The sequence below is a fragment of the Gaetbulibacter sp. S0825 genome (assembly GCF_011777505.1).
Classification (GTDB): domain Bacteria; phylum Bacteroidota; class Bacteroidia; order Flavobacteriales; family Flavobacteriaceae; genus Pontimicrobium.
In genome coordinates this window covers 638,857-653,871 of the sequence record NZ_JAATJT010000002.1, presented here as the reverse complement: position 1 = coordinate 653,871, position 15,015 = coordinate 638,857, and the positions used below count along the sequence as shown (strand labels likewise).

Annotated in this window: 7 protein-coding genes; 4 read left to right on the top strand and 3 right to left on the bottom strand. The window is 29.5% G+C overall.

Annotated features, from left to right (window positions below):
• The first annotated feature begins 247 nt into the window (after positions 1-247).
• The 4 genes from HB672_RS10660 to HB672_RS10645 all read left to right on the top strand — a co-directional run bounded on the left by HB672_RS10660 (position 248) and on the right by HB672_RS10645 (position 5,382).
• A complete protein-coding gene (locus HB672_RS10660; RefSeq protein WP_244306604.1) occupies positions 248-2,431 on the top strand; it encodes a tetratricopeptide repeat protein in 2,184 nt (727 codons plus the stop codon).
• On the top strand, positions 2,428-3,165 hold the full coding sequence (locus HB672_RS10655) for a LytTR family DNA-binding domain-containing protein (protein ID WP_167612188.1): 738 nt from the start codon (positions 2,428-2,430) through the stop codon (positions 3,163-3,165). Before HB672_RS10660 ends, HB672_RS10655 begins: the two co-directional genes overlap by 4 nt.
• A 183-nt stretch (positions 3,166-3,348) precedes the next feature.
• On the top strand, positions 3,349-3,936 hold the full coding sequence (locus HB672_RS10650; protein ID WP_167612185.1) for a hypothetical protein: 588 nt from the start codon (positions 3,349-3,351) through the stop codon (positions 3,934-3,936).
• 33 nt (positions 3,937-3,969) lie between these two features.
• Entirely contained in the window at positions 3,970-5,382 is a 1,413-nt protein-coding gene (locus HB672_RS10645; protein ID WP_167612182.1) for a cadherin repeat domain-containing protein, read from the top strand.
• A gap of 957 nt (positions 5,383-6,339) precedes the next feature.
• Here HB672_RS10645 and HB672_RS10640 read toward each other — a convergent pair.
• From HB672_RS10640 to HB672_RS10630, 3 genes are all read right to left on the bottom strand, one after another.
• Entirely contained in the window at positions 6,340-10,713 is a 4,374-nt protein-coding gene (locus HB672_RS10640) for a hypothetical protein (protein ID WP_167612179.1), read from the bottom strand.
• A gap of 334 nt (positions 10,714-11,047) precedes the next feature.
• Entirely contained in the window at positions 11,048-13,963 is a 2,916-nt protein-coding gene (locus tag HB672_RS10635) for a S41 family peptidase (protein WP_167612176.1), read from the bottom strand.
• A 7-nt stretch (positions 13,964-13,970) separates the two neighbouring features.
• Positions 13,971-14,882 (bottom strand): ABC transporter ATP-binding protein, encoded by a 912-nt coding sequence (locus tag HB672_RS10630; RefSeq protein WP_167612174.1) that lies wholly within the window; start codon positions 14,880-14,882, stop codon positions 13,971-13,973.
• Between the last annotated feature and the right edge of the window lie 133 nt (positions 14,883-15,015).

The following is a 15,015-nucleotide window of genomic DNA, read 5'->3' as shown; positions in this document are numbered from 1 at the left end:
ACTCTTTTATGAGACTGGAAAAAACGATATGGTATGTTATCATATAAATATGTTAGACCTTATCATAACAATTTTATATAGGTACACAATACAAATATTGACTCAAACACCACAAATATTTATTCTACTTATTAATAAATAGATTTCCTATTTATTTATAGATTGCTATTTAATATTATTATTAGTTTCAATAGATTTGTCATTGTAAGCTTTTATTGCCCTTTGATGATAAAAGTATATTTAAGTTATGAAAAGCATCAAAATTTCTATTTTATTAACCTTCTTATTTTCACCAATAATTCTAATATCACAAAATGAAGAAATAGATAGCCTTAAAATTGAATTGGAAAATCGTAAAGAACAAGATACAACAAGAGTAAACTTATTAAATAAGTTAGCTTTTGTCCACTATGAGAAAGACATAAATAAAGCAGAAGAATATCTAGACGAATCAGAAGAACTAGCCAAGTTAATTGATTTTAAAAAAGGAAAAGCCAGAGTTTTATACATAAAAGGGGAAATTCAAGTGGCTCAATCAAATTTTGATGAAGGGCTAAGGTTGATTAACGAAGCACTTCAATTGTATGAAGCATTAAATGATAAACCTGCTGTCTCTCTATGTTATGAAGGCATAGGGTCGATCCTCAAGGATAAAGGCGAACGAAAAGAAGCTATTGCATACTATCTAAAATCAGTGCAAATTAGTGAAGAAATAGGGGATAGAATAGGCGTTTCAAATACATTTAGATCAATAGGTGTAACATATTTTGAAATAGGTAATTATACCGAAGCCCTTAGCTACTATGAAAAAGCGCTACAAATAAGTAAAGAAATAAATAATGAAGAGACAGCATCGCGATCTCTTATGAACATAGGTAATGTACATCTAATCCAAGGAAATTACCCATTGGCTTTAGAGTATCATAACAAATCATTAGAGATTAATGAAAAACGAAAAGACACCTTTTTGATTTCATTATCTTTAAGTAACATAGGGCATATCTACAATAATCTAAAGAACTATGATAAAGCACTAGTTTACTCCAAAAAGGCTTTAGATATTCAAAAAAAGATTGGAAATAAAAAGCGTGTCGCAGAAATATTACTCAATTTGGGTTTAACTTATTCTCTAGTGAAAGATTATATACAAGCTGAAAGTGTTTTAAAGGAGGCTCTCACTATAACCGAAGAAATACAGAATAAGCATCTTATGGGCTTTGCTTTAAACAATATTGGGTACATATATCAGGAGTTGGGAGATTATGATATGTCTATTGCTTACTATGAAAAAGCAATAAAAAACGATTTAAGCATTGATGGTAAACGAGTTTTGGAAAGGTCTTATTATGGCATTGCCAAGACACTTGTATACCAAAAAAAATACAAGGAAGCATTGCATTATGCCCTAGAGAGTAAACAGCTCTCTCAAAATCTAGACATTATAAATTCTGAGAGAGATACACAAGAATTACTCTCAATTATCTATAAAAACACAGGTAATTATAAGGAAGCACTTGAAAGTCATGAACAATATAAAATTTTAAATGATAGCTTATTTAATAAGAAAAACATTGAAAAAATAGCACAGTTAGAATCTGAGTACAAATACCAAAGAGCATTAGATTCTGCTAGTATAAGAGAGTTGCAATTAAAAAAAACAGTTACAGCAACTAATAAAGATTTAGAAAAAACACAACGCAACTACTTATGGGCTGTTATAGGTGTTCTTATAGTGTCTATGCTATTAGGGTCTGTTATTTTTTATCAAAAATTACGTCATGCCAAAGCAAAAACTCATAATGTTGTTATAGAACAAAAACTATTACGCTCGCAAATGACACCACATTTCATTTTTAATTCATTATCAGTTTTACAAGGTATGATATTGAATAAAGAAGAAAAGAAGTCAGTGTCCTACTTATCAAAATTTTCAAAATTATTACGCATTATTTTAGAAAACTCAAGAGATAAGACAGTCTCCTTATCTCAAGAATTAAAAGCTATACATAACTATCTTGCACTACAAAATCTAGAAAACGAAGCTTATGAACATACTATCTTAGTAGAAGATTCAATTGACGTGCCTTTGTTTGAAATCCCTCCAATGCTTATTCAACCATTTGTAGAAAATGCTATTGAGCATGCTTTCGTAAATAAAAAAGACCATATGAAAATTGACATTCGTTTAACATATATAAGCAAAAGGTTAATTTGCACTATTACTGATAATGGGATAGGGTATGAGTCTCAAAACGGAGTTAATAATGGTAATAAGAAATCATTATCAACAACAATTACTTCCGAGCGCCTAAAAATATTGTCAAAAGATTTTAAAATGGAAGGTTCGGTTGTGATTAAAGACAGAAAACAATATAATGAACAAGGCACTATTGTAACTTTGGTAATTCCTCATAAAATTATTCCAGCATGAAAACATTATTAGTTGAAGACAAAGCATATATTAGAAAAGGGCTGCTTAACTTATTAAAAACCATAAATACTAAAGTTGAAGTGATAGGTGAGTGTGGCTCTGTAAAAGATGCTGTAGTTGTTGCTAATGCATGTAAGCCAGAATTGATTTTTTTAGATATTAACCTTACAGATGGCAACGCTTTTGAGTTTTTAGAACAAGTAGAACACCTAGACTTTAAGGTAATTTTTATCACAGCTTATGAAGAATATGCCCTAAAAGCTTTAAAAAGTGGTGCAGTAGATTATATTTTAAAACCTGTAGATGTTGATGAACTAGAAGCGGCTCTAGAAAAAGTGAAACATTTACCGATAACAGAACAGAAACAACAAATTAAAACTGCAAAGCAAGCTTGGAACAATGAAGACTCAAATTTAATATTATCACTTCACGATAGCTTTCAAGTTATAGATTTAAACGAACTATTGTTTTGTGAGTCTGACAAAGGATATACCACGTTTTACTGCAACGATGGTAAAAAATATGTAGTATCTAAAACCTTAAAAGAGTTCGAAGATCAATTAACTTCCACCAATTTTGTTCGTCCTCATCAATCGTATATGGTTAACTTAAAGTTTATTGATAAGTACGAGAAATCTGGGGCTATACATTTAAAAAATGGAAAAAAAATACCAGTATCTTCAAGAAAAAAAGAAACTTTCTTATCCGCATTTCTAAAAGCAAAGCAATCTTAAATGCTGTTTTTTATAACTGAAGACCTTGATATATATGGGTTTTTACTTCTTTTTAATACTGAATACTTTAAACGTATATTTTTTTAATTCTCACACTTATTTATTTTGAGGCACCACAAATAGATTCCCTATTTCATGCTTCACATCTAGAATATACTTTTATCTGCAAATCGATTAAGTATCATGAAAAACACCTACTTAAAACTTCAAAATGCAAAGCTTGTATTGACCATAATAGTTACAATACTAATATGCGCTTGTGCAAACAAAATAAGCAATCAAAAAGCCAATGCAGAAGGCTTTAAAGCAATTGAAAACGAACTTGACTCTAAGTTTGGAGACAACGCTTATTACACAGACTTAACAATTATATATGATAAATCCATAGGAAACATGATAAACGTGACAGTTACAGATGCACCAGAATCATTAAAAATGGAGCAATGGAACTCAGCCCAAGGTACATGGAAACAAAGCTCTGAAATAGTATTAGAAGTCCCACAAGGCACTAAAGCAGCAGACTATATGTTCCAATTAGATGACCAAATTAACTTAACAAAATTAGGCGAGTTGGTTGAAAAATCAATTGAACAATTAACAAACGAAAAAGATATTAAAAACCCAGCATTAGATATGGCTTTTATAAAGTTCCCTAAAAATGGAGATGCCTCTAAAGCTGAGTATTCTGTGAAGTTGGAGCCAGAATATGGAGGGACTTCATTTACTTTTTACTATAAGATAAGTGGTGAACTTATAAAAATGGATTATTAAAAAATATTTATAAACAAATTAAATTAAAACAAGATGAAAAAAGCACTCAAATTAACCAGTTTATTAACACTAATTTTCATGCTAACAATTTTTAGCTGCAATAAGGACGATGAAGATGTCAAGATAAATCTTCAGGATTTAGAAGTTACTATTAATGAAAACCCAACTGATGGGGAAGTCATTGGTACAGTTCAAAGCGATAGCAACAACTCATTAACTTATAGTATAACAACACAAACACCATCTGGCGCTATGAGTATAGATGCTGCCACTGGCGAATTGACCGTAGCAGATGGGTCATTATTCGATTTTGAAACAAATCCTATAATTACAGCAACGGTATCTGCTACTGAGGCTGTAAATACAGCTACTGTAACAATTACTATTAATAATTCAAGTGAGGTTACTATACTGGATTTTGAAACTATAATCGATGAAAACCCGACAAATGGGCAATCGATAGGTACAATACAAGCCACTGGAGGTGTAGCATCTAATTTTAGTATAGTATCACAAACACCAGCAGGAGCTTTAAGTATAAATGCAACTACAGGAGAATTAACGGTAGCTAATGCAACTTTGTTTGATTATGAAACAAGTGATCTTTTTATTGCTAACATTACTGTTGATGATGCAATAAATTTAGGCCTTGTTGAAATAGAACTTGATAATGTAGATGAAATTACAATGCAAGATTTTACAGTAACTATAGATGAAAATCCAACAAATGGGCAATCATTAGGTACAGTTCAAACTACTGGAGGTCCAGCAATAGATTTTGTTTTAATATCAGAACCAATACCAGGAGCTATAAATGTAGATGAAACCACTGGGGAGTTAACCGTTGCTGACGCAGCTTTATTCGATTTTGAAACAAACCCAACAATAATAGCAACTGTAACTGTTGATGATGCAATAAATCCTGCAACTGTAACAATTAATCTTAATGATATAGCAGAACCTGCTAGTATTGGAGATTTTAGAGATGGAGGAGTTGTATTTTGGGTAGACCCTACAAACAATAACCATGGTTTGGTAGTTGCGGTAAGCAGTCAGTTTTATTCTGGAACATGGGGCTGTTCAGGAACTAATACAGGTGCTACAGGTTCTGCAATAGGTACTGGAATATCAAACACATCTGCTATTGTTAACTCTGGGTGCGCAACAACAGGTAGCATATTCGAAGTAGTTTCTAATTTAAGTTTAAATGGATATGACGATTGGTTTGTACCTAGTGAAGGTGAATTAAGTGAAATGTTCGCAAATATAAATGTTGTTAATGCTGCTATTACTGCAAATGGAGGGCAGGTAACCTACCAATTTCATTGGAGTTCTACCGAAATTAATTCTACTGCTGCCAGACTTGTAAACCTAACGACAGGTGTTATCGGTGGTAGCGGGAAAGATGGTAACATATACTTTACAAAACCAGTAAGAGCATTCTAATTCAATTGAAAACTAATGGGTAGCAATAAATGCTACCCATTTTAATTATCAAAATCTAAAGAAGTTTAGCTAAAGGTTACTGATACTAATGTTATTAATAAACACCAATACTAATAGATGGTTGAATCAGTTTTAATGTTTTATTATACATATCTTAAATATCAGAGTAGAGTCTCTTAATTATCTATTTGACATAATATAAATTATAGTACAAATGTATTGTTTTGTTAATAAGAGTGGTTTATCCATTTGATAGCTATAATTCTATACTATGTAAAATACCCCAGAAACATTTGTCTATTAAAGAAACTACAGAACTTGGGGCAATTAAACTTATAAGCGGTTTGCTTCGCAGAGTTTATAAAACATTCTGTACTATAATTTGACGTTATGTAAAATAGCCGCTGCCAAACGCTCGATTGTTTTTATAAAATCAAATTGCTTATTGCAATTTATTTATATCTCAATTTCCAGCCGCTTGCCAGCGCCAAAATAAAAGCTAACCTTTTTGCTGTTATTGAAATTTTAGCGTATTTGAATAATTGTGCACAATATTTTTTTCTACGCGATTCTCGTCAACTTGCCATAAGAGCTTAAATTTTAAAAAAATAAAATTCTAAGCACTTATTCTATTCTCGCTATTTTTTGAGCCTTTTTATTTATAACTATTAATATTATGTAAAATAGAATTTGGGCATTCTGAATTGTTCAAGGTTTTATTAAATCTTTTTTTCTTGATAAAAAAAGAAACAAAAAAATCAAGACTGCATAAACTTTTGGAAACAATTACGGCTCGTTACGCTATATTTTAGGAAACATTGTAACTAATTAAGATTGCTTTGAAATCCTTTGTTTAATTGAAACAATTAAGAAACTATATTACTAAATCCCTAAAATATATACGCTCCACTTGCCTATTGTTTTGCCAAAATTTTATGAGGTCGATTGGCATCATGATTATGTTTTTATTTTTAAGTTTGGATTACCATATAAATGCATTGCTAATCTTCCTTCAGGAACAAAAAATGCATTCGATATATCATCCTTATATATAGCTAATTCCGCATTTGCTAAATGAACAGCAGTAGAAAGTTTACAGCCTTTTTTAAATTCATTAAAAAACACTTCTAGCCAATATGATGGAATAGATATTTCTAATCTCCAGAATGGTGCTATAACTGCTTTGTAACCAAGTTTTAAAATATCATAACATAAAGAAGTTACACTATTGGCAAAAATATCTTCGTTTGTTAAGCCTGAATTACAAATGAATAGAATAGCAATTTCTCCTTTTCCAAATAAAGCACCTACATTTAAAATTGCACTTTCAGAACTATGATTAGTATATATTGCCTTGAAATTATTAAATCCAATTTCTCCATGTGCAAGAAAAATATTTATATCTGTATCAATATATTTGCTAAGGTTTCTTGACTCAATTATTTTAGTACCATTACTATCTAAAATGGGTTTTAGTTTATTAAAACTAGAATTTATTGGAATATCGCCATCTTCAATTGGTATCCAAGCAGTTGAGGAGAAATCTTTCTGTAAATAAAATTCATTTCCATTTTTAATAAGCCATTCAGCTGATATAACATTAGTCAATGGGACTTTAGAACTTATGAAGTCTTTTTTATTAATTATTAAGTTAGATGGAAATTGGGTTAAATCAATACTACTTGAAAACAATATTTCATCATAATCGACTTCAATATCTAAATCACAAAAAGAAAGGGTTTCTAAACTTTTTTGATAAGCATCTTCTTGTTCACCAAGATCAAAATATTTTTTTGAATCAAAAAAGAAATCTTCTTTTTGCTTAATCCAAGCTCTCATTTTACTAAAATCCCAATTGGGAATCTCTTTAAAAGTTACTTCATTTTCACTCGTTATGATAATTGAGTAAAATACTTCACTATGATAGAAAACCCATACGAAAACCTGATTATCAAGAAGTTTTAAATTCTTAGAAATATACTCATAATAGTTTTTTAATCTTTGTTTAGTATCATCGTTAACTTCTATAGTTGCTCTTGCGATAGTATTTGATTCAAAATATTTTTCATCATAAGTCAAGGTGTTGTCATTAAGAACTATACCTGAAAGTAGAATACTTTCAATATCATTTTGTTTTATTGCTTCTGTGAGCAATAATTTAACAGGTAGTTCTAAATGTTTTATTTCATATTCAAAATCATTTGATGAATTTGTTTCAAAAACACCATTAAGTAAGTTTATTATATTTTTCTTATTGTCTAATAAATTTCCAAAGTGTCTTTGCTTAATTGATTTATAACTTTCGGTCTTTAATTCATTTTCAAGGTTTTGTATAAAAACTTCAATTGGCTTATCAAACTCTTTAACTCCAACGTCTTTATATCTTTTTAAATTATATAAATAATTTAACCAAGGCAAAATACCTGTTTCTTCAAAAGAAATAATTTGAGTTAAATTATTTTTTAAATAATTTAATGACTCATCAATAGTATCAGGTTTATCATTTAAAGCTGGAAATCTTCCCAAATAGTAACTAAGCTTAAACTTTTGTTCGTCATATTTATTTAGTTTAATTTGATTTAATATCTCGTTCACTGAGTCCATCATATTAGGCAAATGAAACTCCCTAAAGAATTTTAATGCATTATATAATGATTCCGTAATAACTGAATATTTGAAATCAGTAAACCTTATAAGAGAAGTAAAATATAATGCTCCATATATTACTGCCTCAAAATTATTCTTTTGATAAGTAAAGCATTTAAATAAAATTCCCCACCCATAATGATGTTTTTTCTCTTCTTTAGAGATTACTAAAACTTCTTCACTAAAGTTTCTTGCTCGTTGAAATTTACCATTGAAGTTTAATGAATCTACCATATTATTGCATACTGCAAAGAATTCATTATCTAATCCATATTTTTCCTTAAAAGCCTTGATAATAGCTAATTGCATAAACATACTTTCAAAATCTCCATCCTCTAAACTTTTTGGACCAAGAACAGATAAAACACTCAATGCTGATGATATAAGTTTTTTTTCTTCAGTTTTGGTAAAAAGATTTTCGTCTATTTTAAAATCAAATAATCGAATTTCATTATGCCTTCCTTTAAATATTTTGTCTAATAATGGGAAAATTTCATCAAACTCAAAATCGACAAATTTGAATGATTTATCCTTCTTAACTTTTGTATAGGAGACGTTTGAAAACGCATTGGTTAAAGCATAAATCATATGACTAAAACCTTCGAGTTTTGCTTTTTTAATAATTCTATATAATTCGATTTTTGATTTTGATAATTCGTAATCTCCATAAGCTATGGACAAAAGAATATTACTTAATGAATATGAGATAGAGTTATCATAAAGCTCATTTTTTCTTTTATCATGATCGTAATAAAATTTGTTATTTAGAGCATTATCTAGGACTTTTAATCTGTTATATATATCATCACTATTCTCAATTTGGTCAATGGTATCTACAGTTATTTTTATATTAATGTCATCAGGTGTGACTTGTATCTCTTTCCATACCATTTTTTGAAAAATAGATACAATTGGTATTGGAGACGATAAGAAATTAATGAAATTATTATTAAATTCTTTTTCGTCTTTATAATATTCAATTTTAGATATTTCTTTTTCTATCTTTTTATCTTTTTTGAATGCTACTTGAACGTTTCTAAATTCCCCTGTAAAAAAATAATTTTTGAATAATTGAAAATCAAAAACTGATATATTATTAATATGGAGAGAACTAAGAGCATTATGATTTGATACAATTAGTGGAATTATTCCTTTGTCATTTAACTTAGAATCAAGAAATGTTACTTTATCAGCTACATCATAAGTCCTATTACCAATTATTTTTACTACATCATCGATTTCCTTTGGTTCTATTGGATGGTTGTAGCATATCGGTTCTATTAGAATATAATAATCATTTAATTCATAAAGCAAATTATTAGATAGGTCAATTGAATCACTTATAATTTTGTTTAAATCAATTTGGCTAAAAGAATATTTAATTCTTTCTGTAGATAACTCTTTTTCTATAAGTGTTTTAAGTAAATTTTCGCTATCATTAGTTGAATAACCAGCATCATAAATCAATTCTTCTACTAATAACGAATAATTTGGAGCATTTAATGTAGCTAAACAAAAATATAAGTTATTATCAATTTCATAAAAGGGTTTTCTCCATAAATAAGGTTTTTTTGCAGAAGAAGAAATTGCAGAAACTATTCTTTCTAAAGTTTTTCTTTCATAATCCGTGCATTCAATCAAAAATTTAATTAATTCTTTTTTATTAATTCTAGAAGGAGTATCATAAATAGATAATAAACCATTTCCTGTTTTGCTTAATTTTTCAGATATTAAATTTATAAAGCCTACTATTAAAATTAGGACTTCATTTATATCCATTAAAGTTAGATTGTTAAAGTGCTTTATTTTTTCTCTTTCAAAATGATAAAATCGTACAAATATATTTGCATCAGCAAATAATTTTATTCCAGTCTCTTTTACGACACCTTTAGTAATATTCAAAAAACCATTTTCAACAATTAAAGATTCAGCTCCAAGCTTTTCTTTATATACTTCTTTGTAAAAACCACTTAAATAATATGAAGTTTCACTTAGATTACTGTGTGTTCTAATATCTGCTGTTTGCGTTAGTAGTTTAATCCATTTAAGGTTAGTAGTAATTTTAAATTCATCAAAATTTGGATTTGATTCAATATCACCATTTTCAAAAATTAAAACCTCATATGACGATTTAATGTTTAATAAGATATTTGTATTATACCATATGTATGTAAAATATTTCCAAAGTTCTTCATCATCTAGATTAATAGATGGAGAAAATAAAGTTTTAGAAAACTTCCATTCATTTACTAAAGAAATTAAGAAACTGAGAATATCTCCTCCTATCTCTATAATTTGTTGAACATTTATTTCACTTCCATTTTCTTGTTTGAATTTTGAAAATTCAATATTCCCAATACTAGAATCGTCATTTTCGTCAATATATTGAGATAAAACTTTAGGTTTAATTTCTATAAAATGCTTATTAATAGCTCTATGCAAGAAGTCTATTGTTTCAATTTTTGTTAGATTTAATCGAGTAAAAGCATCAATAATATTCTTTTTAACTTGAACATTATATTGATTACATATTGCTATAAATTTTAAAATTTCCTCCTCTTTATCTGTTACTTCTTCACCAAATTCTTCTGCTATTTTTTTTAAATTAAAGCTTTCTGAAAATGGGTTAGAATAATCATTCAGTAAAATGGACATAATTCTATCCGAAATAGGTAATTCTTGCATGTTTATTAAGTAAATTAAGCGACTAAATAGATAATCTTTTAAATACTTACAAGGTAAGTATTTTCAGTAATTATTTATTTAGTGAATACCGTAATTAAAAAAAAATGAGAAGTAATAAATCCATTCCACACACATTCCACTACTCTCCTATCGTCGCTTCGTAAAAAGAGTGTTCCATTAACATCGCAGAGGAAATCTATAGAAGAAAAAAATAAATAAAATGATGTAATAAACTTTCGCTTTTAACCAAAGCTCAAGTTACATAACGCGGTACATTATAGTACAAACATGATAAATTAAAATTATGGTTTTAACCTAATGCTTATATTATTAGTCAAATCCTACTATTATTAATAATCTTAACCAATTTTTCTAATTGTGTATCTTTTCCTGTAAAGATCTGTTCTAAATCTATAGGAATGTAAATATCTGGTTCAGTTCCATTTCCATCCAAGGTTTTTCCATTGCGTTGAAACGATAACATAGTAGAAACTTTTACTCTGATATTAGAATTTTTTAGATTGAATCTTTTAGAGTTTCCGCTAGAGCCATCGGTTGTGACACCCACAGTTTTAACATTTGGTAATCCTTTAAAGGCACTTGTAAATACGGTTGCCGCACTAAAACTTTTTTCATTGGCCAATATATAAACTGGCTTTGTATATGAGGTTTTACCATTACGTAAGACCATATAAAATGGATGACTAAACTTTGATGCTTCAAACTCTTTTTCAGTTTTAAACATTGAATTAAATGCATCTATAGCTTTTCTGTCTTCATTAGACCATTCTTCTGAGTCATATGAATATAAAAAACGTCCACTCATCGAAGGCTCATCTGCATTAATCCTTTCATCAGTTCGTAAATAAGCGACATTGGCTACCCAAGGCGAGACTTTAGCTGGTACAATATAGTCGGCAAACGTTTGTAAAATTTCTCGCCCACCTCCAGGATTATTACGAACATCGATAATTAAAGCTTTGGTGTTATGAGAAAAATCATTAAGCGTAGTCTTTATAAAGGTTTCTAATTCTTGTGTAGGCTCATAATGAAGCATACTAGGAATATTAATGTATCCAATATTATGGTCTATAACCTTGATAAGTTGACCAAATTCCTTGTTTTTCATAAATCGACCAGCATAGTAATTATCAATTTGCGACTTTGATGTAAAGCCAACTTTTTCCTTTATCGGTTGAATATTTTTCTCAACATCACTTTTTCCGTTTGTAAAGGTTACCCTAACACTATCTGTTGGTTTTTCATTATTATGAAACTGAAAAGATGCAAAATTCTGAATAGCTGCTGTTCCCCAAGCGAGCTTTGAAGCTATTGGTGCTTTCTTAGCTTTATACTGGTTAACATACATGTCTATAGACCTACCATTGATGCTTTTTATATAAGGATAATCTTTAAATAAATGCTTGTAATTATAAGTATTAGGCGTGTTATGTAGAGCCAAAAACTTTCCATCGTAAGGAGCAATGCCAAACGGTAAGCGCAAATTATAGTTTTTATATTCCTTACTATTAAATTCTCGGTCTTGTACAGAAGAATGCCTATCTCCTATTTCCGCCATAATTTTTGCCATTTCGTTAGCAAACACAATGGTAGTTATGGTTTGTTTATCTGAATTAGACAACTTCTCTTTGAGCTTTTTTATAGCATTCTTATAATCATAGTCCGTAAGTCTGCTATAGGATGATTTGCTATCTAAAATGCTCTCGAACTCATTAAGATCTTCTAAAGCTTCGGCTATAGTAATTTTTGGTTCTTTTAATTCCTGTAAACGCTCTGGTAATTCTATTTTTAAGTCATGATATTTCTCCAACGCAGCAGCTCTGTAATCGTTTAAATACGCTCTGTGTTTTTTAACCAATTGCTTTTTGTGCTGTAGTATAAAATCCTCTTTTGCTTTATAGTTATCTATGGTTCTAAAATCATCTATGGCCTTGATGCTATTACTATAATTGGTTTCTAGCTTACTTACAAAAGTTTCAGGAAGCTTGTAGTATGCCGAATCCTCAATCATCTTTTGCAAATAGTAGTCAGAATTGGTGATATGATTTTTTCCTAAAAACTGATTTTCTGGAATTCGTGTCCCTTTAATAGTTGCTGAATGTGTATTGTTTTTGATAGCTATATCAACTTCAATGCTGTCATTAGCTCCAATAAACACGTCGGTTTTATATTTTTTATCAAAGACTAATCTATAATTTGTTGACGGTAAACTATCGCTAATAACGATTTTAAAACCATTGTTTTCAACAGGAATAAAAAGTGTATCTCTTGAGGTTCGATTGATAAATCCTACGTTTTCAACTGTAACATTTCCTATTATTTTCCCTTGAATTACTGTTCTGTTATGTGATGAAAACTGGTTTGTTTTTTGAACAAACATAAACAAAGCTCCAAATATTATTAGTGCACTCAAGGTCTTAAACAACATATTGTTTTTTATAGAAAATAGTGCTGCAAAGCGTTTTGTTTTGAACCAATAAAAGCCAATATATAAGATTATGATGCTTGCAACTAAGCTCATATAATCTATATAAGTCAATATATTCCCAACTTCACTCCCACTCGGAAAGTTATGTGCCATGGCTATTGGTGTATATGGAAACCAGCTTAAAAAAATATTGCTCTCATTAAAGTATGTATTTAGGGCAAATCCTAAAATTCCGATAAAAATCGGTCCTAAAAAATTGGACATTAAAACAGATATCACATACTGCAAAGCAGAAAGAAACAAACTGGCAACTAGCAACCTGATAATTAAATTAACACAAAATAAAATCGGAATGCCTGTTAAGCCCATTTCTGGTATTTTACCTAACCAAATAAGTATAAACACCAAGCATACACTAAGCAACACAAAGCTTACAATGGCAATTGTATTGGTAATTAACAGGATTAAGAATTTAGAAAAATAAAGGTTAAACTTTCTTACAGGAAGGCTTTCCATAAGGTTCCAGCCTTGGTTTTTGTGGTCTAATTGTGTTATTCTGCTAGCTGCTAATATAATAAGGAACGGCAATATATAATATGCAAACAGTTCTAAAGCATTTTGAATATAGTTGATGTACATATTATGAGGTTCCTTAGGAATAAACCGTGTGCTTCCGTTTAACCTGGATATAAAAAGAATAATTGGTGATAGTATACCAAAGAACAATCCCAGAGTATAAATTAAGGTGTTCTTTTTCTTTAAATGTTCTGCAATAAAAGCTATTTTAAAATTTGTAAACATGGTTATCTTATTTTGATAGGTTTAAGAATAGGTCTTCCAAATCTTCATTTGTTTTTACCTCTACAATGTGAGCGCCAAGTTCAATGAGTTTAAGCAAAATGCTATCGATAGCCTCTTTTGTATCAACTTCTATAGAAAGTGTGCTTCCTTTTAAGTAGATATTGTTACAGCTATCTTTTAATGGATTAACATATTGTTTGGCATCTTTTAGTGTAATCATTACTTTTTGCGATCTTCCCGATTTTTGTTTCAATACATCAATCGTATCATCAAACACTAATTTGCCTTTATTGAGTATACCAATATGAGTACAGATTTTTTCAATTTCATCTAATAAATGACTCGATATAAAAATGGTTATTCCTCGTTCTTTATTAAGCTTAATTAGCAGATTTCTTATATCTATAACTCCTTGCGGATCAAGGCCATTAATAGGTTCATCTAAAAGTAATAGTTCAGGATTTCCCAGTAATGCCATACTAACTGCCAAACGTTGTTTCATCCCTAAAGAGTACTCCTTTACTTTTTGATGTGCACTTTCAGATAAACCTACCAAGTCTAAAACTTCCGTTATATTGTCTGTTGTCGTTTTTTTAAGCGTAGCTATATAATGCAAATTATCATATCCACTTAAATGATAATACAATGAAGGAGAATCAATTAAACAACCTATCTTATTAAAAACCGATGGTAATTGTGGTTCTAAAGGTTTTTCAAAAAGATGAATAGTACCACTATTTCCAAAAATACTGCCAGTTAGCAACTGCATGGTAGTTGATTTACCAGCACCATTGGCACCTAAAAAGCCATAAATAGCACCTTTGGGTACTTTCATGGAAATATCATCAAGTATAATTTTAGATGATTTAGAGTAAGCAAAGCTTAAATTTTGTACGTCAATTATGTTGGTATGAATCATCGTTTTTGATATTTGATGATACAAAAGTTATCTTTTACAGTATCTTGCAAAAATGAAATAGACAAACCTAGGTTCAAAATCGACAAACAATTAGTTCTATCGGACAACTAAAAATGTATTTGTATTACTTTTG